The organism is Streptomyces sp. CRN 30 (assembly GCF_034105845.1).
This window is the reverse complement of record NZ_JAVRHI010000135.1, coordinates 42231-49163: the sequence shown is the minus strand read 5'-3', so window position 1 is coordinate 49163 and position 6933 is coordinate 42231. Positions and strand designations below refer to the sequence as shown.

9 protein-coding genes are annotated in these 6933 nt (G+C 71.5%); 6 read left to right on the top strand and 3 right to left on the bottom strand.

The features are described 5' to 3' along the window. Positions 1–128 precede the first annotated feature (128 nt). Together UW392_RS13060 and UW392_RS13055 are read left to right on the top strand one after the other, a co-directional pair. Positions 129–773: a PhzF family phenazine biosynthesis protein gene (locus tag UW392_RS13060; RefSeq protein WP_320775109.1), complete on the top strand. Its 645-nt coding sequence runs from the start codon at positions 129–131 to the stop codon at positions 771–773. A 170-nt stretch (positions 774–943) separates the two neighbouring features. Further along, on the top strand, positions 944–1765 hold the full coding sequence (locus UW392_RS13055) for an endo alpha-1,4 polygalactosaminidase (protein WP_320775108.1): 822 nt from the start codon (positions 944–946) through the stop codon (positions 1763–1765). 59 nt (positions 1766–1824) lie between these two features. Here UW392_RS13055 and UW392_RS13050 read toward each other — a convergent pair whose 3' ends face one another. Next, a complete protein-coding gene (locus tag UW392_RS13050) occupies positions 1825–2472 on the bottom strand; it encodes a biliverdin-producing heme oxygenase (RefSeq protein WP_320775107.1) in 648 nt (215 codons plus the stop codon). Positions 2473–2638: 166 nt separating this feature from the next. Beyond that, entirely contained in the window at positions 2639–3496 is an 858-nt protein-coding gene (gene map / locus UW392_RS13045) for a type I methionyl aminopeptidase (protein ID WP_320775106.1), read from the bottom strand. 67 nt (positions 3497–3563) lie between these two features. Between map and UW392_RS13040 the strand changes: the two genes are divergently transcribed. The 4 genes from UW392_RS13040 to UW392_RS13025 all read left to right on the top strand — a co-directional run bounded on the left by UW392_RS13040 (position 3564) and on the right by UW392_RS13025 (position 6017). Next, on the top strand, positions 3564–3791 hold the full coding sequence (locus UW392_RS13040; RefSeq protein WP_320775105.1) for a hypothetical protein: 228 nt from the start codon (positions 3564–3566) through the stop codon (positions 3789–3791). Positions 3792–3942: 151 nt separating this feature from the next. Further along, positions 3943–5013: a sialidase family protein gene (locus UW392_RS13035; protein WP_320775104.1), complete on the top strand. Its 1071-nt coding sequence runs from the start codon at positions 3943–3945 to the stop codon at positions 5011–5013. Positions 5014–5050: 37 nt separating this feature from the next. Further along, a complete protein-coding gene (gene npdG / locus UW392_RS13030; RefSeq protein ID WP_320775103.1) occupies positions 5051–5758 on the top strand; it encodes an NADPH-dependent F420 reductase in 708 nt (235 codons plus the stop codon). A gap of 79 nt (positions 5759–5837) precedes the next feature. Next, positions 5838–6017, top strand: coding sequence for a hypothetical protein (locus UW392_RS13025; protein WP_320775102.1), 180 nt, complete (start codon positions 5838–5840; stop codon positions 6015–6017). On the opposite strand, the gene UW392_RS13020 is transcribed toward UW392_RS13025, so the two are convergent. After that, on the bottom strand, positions 6007–6804 hold the full coding sequence (locus tag UW392_RS13020) for a site-2 protease family protein (RefSeq protein WP_320775101.1): 798 nt from the start codon (positions 6802–6804) through the stop codon (positions 6007–6009). The two genes, UW392_RS13025 and UW392_RS13020, sit on opposite strands and share 11 nt — an antisense overlap. Between the last annotated feature and the right edge of the window lie 129 nt (positions 6805–6933).

Here is a 6933-nt window from a genome sequence, read left to right as displayed (position 1 = left end):
GGTCGCCGTCGCGGCGGGCGCGGGCGTCGTGGTCGCCGTCCGCAGGCGCCGTACGGCCGCGCAGTGACCGGCCGGGGGGACCCGCACCGCCCGGCCCGGGTCCCCCCCCCGGGTGTTTGAATGCCCTGGTGACTGACTACGACGTGCTGCGCGTCTTCTGCGCGGCGAACGGCGGCTACGGCAACGAGCTGGGCGTCGTCCGCGAGGGCTCCGTACTGCCGGAACGGGCGGACCGGCAGGCGCTCGCCGCCAAACTCGGCTTCAGCGAGACCGTGTTCGTCGACGACCCCGAGCGCGGCGTCGTCGACATCTACACCCCCACCCTGCGGCTGCCCTTCGCCGGCCACCCCTGCGTCGGCACCGCCTGGCTCCTCGACGTGCCCGAACTCATCACCCCCGCCGGGGTGGTGGGGGCCCGCCAGGACGGCGAGTTCAGCTGGATCGAGGCACGGGCGGAGTGGGCGCCGCCGCGCACCCTGCGCCAGTACGCCACGCCCGCCGAGGTCGACGACCTCGCGGTGCCGCCGAAGGGGGAGTGGGTTTATGCGTGGGCGTGGGAGGACGAGGCGGCCGGACGCGTCCGCGCCCGCGCCTTCCCCGGGCGCGACGACGGCATCGACGAGGACGAGGCGACGGGCGCGGCGGCCCTGCTGCTGACGGACCGGCTGGGCCGCGCGCTGAACATCACGCAGGGCGCGGGATCGCAGATCCTGACCGCCCCGCAGCCGGAGGGCTGGGTGGAGATCGGCGGACGGGTCCACCTGGAACGTTGACAGGGGGCACAGCTGATCGATTTACTCGGGCATCGCCGACCCCACACTCGGCGCAAGAGGTACGCCCAGCCGGTAATTGGCCCCCACCAAGAGTCCGGACCGAGTCGCCAGGAGCCCGTCGACGGGCGTCCGAGGCGGGGACGTACCCGCAACACCATGGAGCTCACCCCATGAGCCGTCATTCCCTCACCTCCCGCAAGACCCTGATCGTCGCCGGTGCGGCGACGACGGCGCTGGCCGCCGCGCTGCTCAACCCGTTCGGCGCCACCGCGGCCACGGCCGCCGTCACGACCCCGCCCGTCGGCGCGGAGTTCGACTACCAGATCGGCGGGGCCTACACCCCGCCGTCCGGCGTCGGGATCGTCTCCCGCGACCACACGGCCGACCCGGTCGACGGCCTGTACAACATCTGTTACGTCAACGCCTTCCAGACGCAGCCCGGCGCCACCTCCGAGTGGAAGAACCTGCTGCTGAAGGACGAGGACGGCAACGTCGTCTACGACGACGAGTGGGCCGGCGAGGCCATCCTCGACATCACCACCAAGGCCAACCGCGAGGCCATCGCCGAGAAGGTGAACGGCTGGATCGACGACTGCGCCGCCAAGGGCTTCCAGGCCGTCGAGCCGGACAACCTCGACACCTACGACCGCTTCGACGACCTGCTCACCGCCTCCCAGGCGCAGGCGATGATCCAGCTCCTCTCGGCGCACGCGCACGAGAAGGGCCTCGCCATCGCCCAGAAGAACGCCTCCGAGCTGGCCGGGAACCGCGAGGCCAACGGCCTGGACTTCGCGGTGGCCGAGGAGTGCGGCAAGTGGGACGAGTGCGGTGACTACGCCGAGGCGTTCGACGACAAGGTCGTCGTCATCGAGTACGACGACGAAGGCATGGCCAACGCCTGCTCCGGCTGGGGCGACGAGCTGAGCATCGTCAAGCGGGACCTCGACGTCGTGACGCCCGACGACAGCGCGTACGTCCGCGAGACCTGCTGACATGACGGTGCCGGGGCGGCTCACCGCTCCGGCACCCTCCCGCGTGGCCGCACGGCGTGTCACGCGCTCAGCGGGAACTCCTCGCCCAGCGCCCGGAAGACCGCCGTGTTCAGCGCGAACGCCCGCTTGCACTCGGCCACGATCCGCTGCTTCTCCAGCTCGTCGGCGCGTACGCCGTCCAGCAGCTCCCGGTAGTCGCGCTTGAACGCGGCCGGGTTGGTGATCTCCTCGAAGACGTAGAAGCGGACGCCGTCGCCCTTCTTCGTGAAGCCCCAGGTCCGCTCGGCCTTGTCGCGGATGATCTGTCCGCCGGAGAGGTCGCCGAGGTAGCGCGTGTAGTGGTGGGCGATGTACCCGCCGGGCCACTCCCGCGCGCACTCCCGCACCCGCTCCGCGTACTCCTCGGTCGCCGGCAGCGGGGTCAGGCCCGTCCGCCACTTCTCGCCGCGCAGGTGCGCGAGGTCCCGCTCCAGGGAGGGCAGCCGGTACAGCTCGGGCTGGACGAAGGGCCCGGCCACCGGGTCGGACGCGAGCCGCCCGGCGGCGGCCTCCAGCGCCTCGTAGACGAACCACAGCTGCTCGGTGTAGCGCGCGTACGCGTCGACGCCGAGGCGGCCGCCGAGCAGGTCGCTCATGAACGTCGACGTCTCCGCTTCCACGTGCTGCTCGTGGGAGGCGGTGCGGATGAGGGTGGAGAAGGAGTCCATGGCCTCAGCTTCTATGGTTAGGCTTACCTAAGTCAATAGGTATCCGACGTACTGTCGGTAACCTTTCCGACAGTCTGTCGGTAACGACGATACCCGGGCCGACCAGCCCGGGAAACGCGAAAGCCCGCACTCTCGCAAGGAGTGCGGGCGCGCGGTACGGCGCGGCTCAGGGCAGCGTGAGGATCTCCGCCCCCGACTCGGTCACCACCAGCGTGTGCTCGAACTGGGCCGTCCGCCTGCGGTCCTTCGTCACGACCGTCCAGCCGTCGTCCCACATGTCGTAGTCGTACGACCCGAGCGTCAGCATCGGCTCGATCGTGAACGTCATGCCGGGCCGGATGACGGTCGTCGCGTGCGGGCTGTCGTAGTGCGGGACGATCAGCCCGGAGTGGAACGACGAGTTGATGCCGTGGCCGGTGAAGTCCCGGACCACCCCGTACCCGAAGCGCTTCGCGTACGACTCGATGACCCGGCCGATGATGTTGATCTGCCGGCCCGGCCGGACCGCCTTGATCGCGCGGTTCAGGGACTCGCGGGTCCGCTCGACCAGCAGGCGGCTCTCCTCGTCGACGTCGCCGACGAGGTAGGTGGCGTTGTTGTCGCCGTGCACACCGCCGATGTACGCGGTGACGTCCAGGTTGACGATGTCGCCGTCGTTCAGGACCGTCGAGTCCGGGATGCCGTGGCAGATGACCTCGTTGACGGAGGTGCACAGCGACTTCGGGAAGCCGCGGTAGCCGAGGGTCGAGGGGTAGGCCCCGTGGTCGCACATGTACTCGTGCGCCACCCGGTCCAGTTCGTCCGTGGTCACGCCCGGCGCGATGAGCTTCGCGGCCTCCGCCATGGCCCGCGCCGCGATCCGCCCGGCCGTGCGCATCGCCTCGACCGTCTCGGGCGTCTGCACCTCCGGTCCGGTGTACGGCGTCGGGGCGGGCTTGCCGACGTACTCGGGCCGGCGGATGTTTCCGGGTACGGAACGGGTGGGAGACAGCTCCCCTGGTACGAGCAGCGACTGGCCAGACATGTCAGCGAGTCTAACCAGCGGGCATACGAGACCATGTCCTCGCGACATCTGGCGGAAGGAGCCGGTCATGGCCCTGTTCAAGAAGCGCACGGTGGGCAAACCGGGCGAGTGGTACTACTGCCTGGAGCACGGCAAGGTCGAGGAGGGGCCGGAGTGCCCGGCGAAGGACCGGTTCGGGCCGTACACGTCCCGTTCCGAGGCCGAACACGCGATGGCTACCGCTCGGGAGCGGAATCTCCAGTGGGAGAACGATCCCAAGTGGCACGACGCGCCGTCGGAGGGCTCGAAGGACTGACGTCGCGGGGCGGCCGCGGGCAGTCGGTGGTTGCTCGCGCAGTTCCCCGCGCCCCTGACGGGGCACGTGCACCGCGCGTCCCTGAAAGGGGCGCGGGGAACTGCGCGACCAGCCACCACGCACCCGCAGCCGGAAAAACACAGGAGGCCCCATGACCGCCGCCGGTCCCGGCGTGAGAGAACCGTCCGTCCCGTTCCGCGCGGGCGAGGACGGATACACCAGCTTCCGCATCCCCGCCGTCGTACGCACGACGGAGAACACCCTCCTCGCCTTCTGCGAGGGCAGAGAGGACGGCCCCGCCGACCACGGCACCATCCGAGTCGTCTGCCGGCGGTCACAGGACGGCGGCCGCACCTGGGGCCCGCTCCACGTCGCCGCCGAGAACGGCGACGGACTCGCCGGCAACCCCGCCCCCGTGGTCCTGGCCGACGGCCGGGTCCTCCTCGTGCACGTCCGCAACGCCGCGTACGCCACCGAGGCCGCCATCCGCCGCGGCGAGGTCCCCGCCGAGGACGGCCGCCGCGTATGGGTGACGCACAGCGACGACGACGGCCGCACCTGGACGGCACCCACCGAGATCACCGCCGGCGTGAAACGCCCGGACTGGCTCTGGTACGCCACCGGCCCCGGCCACGCCCTGCGCCTCACCACCGGCCGCGTCGTCGTCCCCGCCAACCACTCCGTACCCGACGGCCCCGGCGGACCTGACGGCGGACCGGACGGCGGGCACTGCCTGATCAGCGACGACGGCGGCACCACCTGGTCCCTGGGGTACGCCGACGACGGCGGCGCCAACGAGTCCACCGCCGCGCAACTCCCCGACGGCACGCTCTACGTCAACGCCCGCACCATGTCCCCGTCCGCCACCGTCCGCGCCGACGCCCGCTCGACGGACGGCGGCACGACGCTCACCGCGCCGTTCGCGCCGTGCCCCGACCTGACCGGACCGGTCTGCCAGGGCAGCCTCCTCCAGCTCCGCGACCCCGACGTGCTGCTCTTCTCCGGACCCGCCGACCCCGCCGCCCGCGCCCGGATGACCGTGCGCGCCTCCACCGACGGCGGCACGAGCTGGTCCCCGGTCCGTACCCTCGACGACCGGCCCGCCGCCTACTCCGACCTCGTACGCGTCGACGACCGCACCGTCGGCCTGCTCTACGAGACCGGCGACGACGGCCCCTACGACACGATCACCTTCGAGCGGCTGACGGTGTGGCGTACCTGACCCGGTGACGGGTGCCGCGCGCACATAGAGTCGGCCCATGACCTCTACCGAGAGCGCCGCACAGAAGGCGCCCGCCAAGGACCCCTGGGACCTCCCCGACGTATCCGGCCTGGTCGTCGGCGTCATCGGCGGCACCGGACCGCAGGGCCAGGGCCTCGCCTACCGCCTCGCCAGGGCCGGCCAGAAGGTGATCGTCGGCTCGCGGGCCGCCGAGCGCGCGCGGGCCGCCGCCGAGGAGATCGGCAACGGCGTCGAGGGCGCCGACAACGCCGAGACCGCCCGCCGCAGCGACGTCGTCATCGTCGCCGTCCCCTGGGAGGGCCACGGCGACACGCTGACGGCGCTGCGCGAGGACCTGGCCGGCAAGCTCGTCGTCGACTGCGTCAACCCGCTCGGCTTCGACAAGAAGGGCGCCTACGCGCTCAGGCCCGAGGAGGGCAGCGCCGCCGAGCAGGCCGCCGCCCTGCTCCCCGACAGCCGGGTCACCGCCGCCTTCCACCACCTCTCCGCGGTGCTGCTGAAGGACCCGGAGATCGACGCCATCGACACCGACGTGATGGTGCTCGGCGAGGTCCGCGCCGACGTGGAGACCGTGCAGGCGCTGGCCGGCCGCATCACCGGCATGCGCGGCGTCTACGCGGGGCGGCTGCGCAACGCCCACCAGGTCGAGTCGCTGGTCGCCAACCTGATCTCCGTGAACCGCCGCTACAAGGCGCACGCGGGACTCCGCGTCACGGACGTATGAGGCGATGGGGGACACTGGTGGCCATCAGCACAGCCAGCCCGTGTCCCCCTTCCCGGGCAGACAGACAGGAGCCCACGCCATGCCCCGCCTCGCCCTCTACGCCCTCATCGTCTGCGTCCTCGCCGTCGTCGCGGCCGTCGTCTCCTTCGTGCAGGGCGTCGCGCTGGTAGGCGTCGTCTGGGTGCTGCTGGCCGGGCTGTCCTCCAACATGTGCTGGTACTACCTCAAGCGCCGCCGGAGCCCCTCCGTCACGAACTGACCGTGCAGATGTCGGCCGTCTGCCAGAAACGGAACAGTTCGAAGCCGCAGTAGGTCTCGTAGTCGCTGATGCCGAGCCCGCGCAGGACCGCGTCGACCGCGTCGAAGAACACGCCGTTCACCGCGGGGACCCACAGCAGCGCGAACACGAACAACAGCCCGAACTGCGCGAACGGCTCCAACTGCCGCCGGACGCCGTACGACAGCCAGGGCTCGACCACGCCGTAGCCGTCCAGGCCCGGCACCGGCAGGAAGTTCAGGATCGCCGCCGTCACCTGGAGCAGCGCCAGGAAGGCCAGCGCGAGACGGAAGTCGCGCGGCACGCCGTCCAGGGCGCCCAGCCAGAACGGCGCCGTGCAGACCACCGCGAACAGGACGTTGGTCAGCGGACCGGCGGCCGAGATCAGACTGTGCCGCCACCGGCCCCTGATCCGGCCCCGCTCGATGAAGACCGCCCCGCCCGGCAGACCGATGCCGCCCATGATGACGAAGACCACCGGCAGCACGATGCTCAGCAGGGCGTGGGTGTACTTCGCCGGGTTCAGCGTCAGATAGCCCTTCGCGCCGACCGAGATGTCACCGCTGTGCAGGGCGGTGCGGGCGTGCGCGTACTCGTGCAGGCAGAGCGAGACGATCCAGGCGGCCGTCACGAACAGGAACACGGCCAGCCCCGGCTGCTCGGCGAAGCCGGTCCAGGTGGCCCAGCCGGTGACCGCGGTGACGGCGACGATCCCGAGGAAGACCGGGCTGATCCGCCGGTCGCTCGGGCGGGCGGGGGCGGTGGTCATGGGGCTCCTGAGTTCGCGTCCGGGTGGAGGGGACGACCGTACCGGTGACAAGGGGGGAACGCGCCACGGGGCGCCCGGGGTTCCGGGACGGAACGGCCCCGCGGTCACGCCCGTGCAAACCCGGAGGCG